Source organism: Streptomyces alkaliterrae, assembly GCF_007097205.2.
GTDB classification, from domain to species: Bacteria; Actinomycetota; Actinomycetes; order Streptomycetales; family Streptomycetaceae; genus Streptomyces; species Streptomyces alkaliterrae.
This window is the reverse complement of the sequence record NZ_VJYK02000749.1, coordinates 1-400: the sequence shown is the minus strand read 5'-3', so window position 1 is coordinate 400 and position 400 is coordinate 1. Positions and strand designations below refer to the sequence as shown.

1 pseudogene is annotated in these 400 nt (G+C 78.2%); it reads right to left on the bottom strand.

The features are described from left to right. Positions 1-400, bottom strand: a pseudogene (locus FNX44_RS28510) (hypothetical protein); the annotation flags it as partial.

The following is a 400-nucleotide window of genomic DNA, read 5'->3' as shown; positions in this document are numbered from 1 at the left end:
CGGGCGGGCCGCGACGGATCAAGAAGTGGGCGAGGAGGGCGTCCCACAGCGGGACGGTGTGGTCCTCGCGGGCGGGACGGGAGATACGGACCGGCTCGGGCAGGAGGACCGGTGTCGGGTCGAGGGCGAGCGGCGGCAGGGCGAGGGTGCGCAGCAGCCGCAGCAGCCGGAAGAGCGCCGTCTCACCGCGCCACAGCCACAGCCCGCAGAGGGCGGCCGCGAGCAGGTGCGCGGCGAGCATGCCGACGGAGGAGTGCCCGCCGAGGAACTGGCCGAACGTTCCGCCGGCGTCGAGTCCGCCGGCGGCGTCCGTCGCGTGTGCGGCCCCGGTGTGCCCGCCGTGAGACGCGTGCGCCGCGTGCCCGCCGGCCGCCGGGGCGGCGTGGGCGGGGGCAGCGTG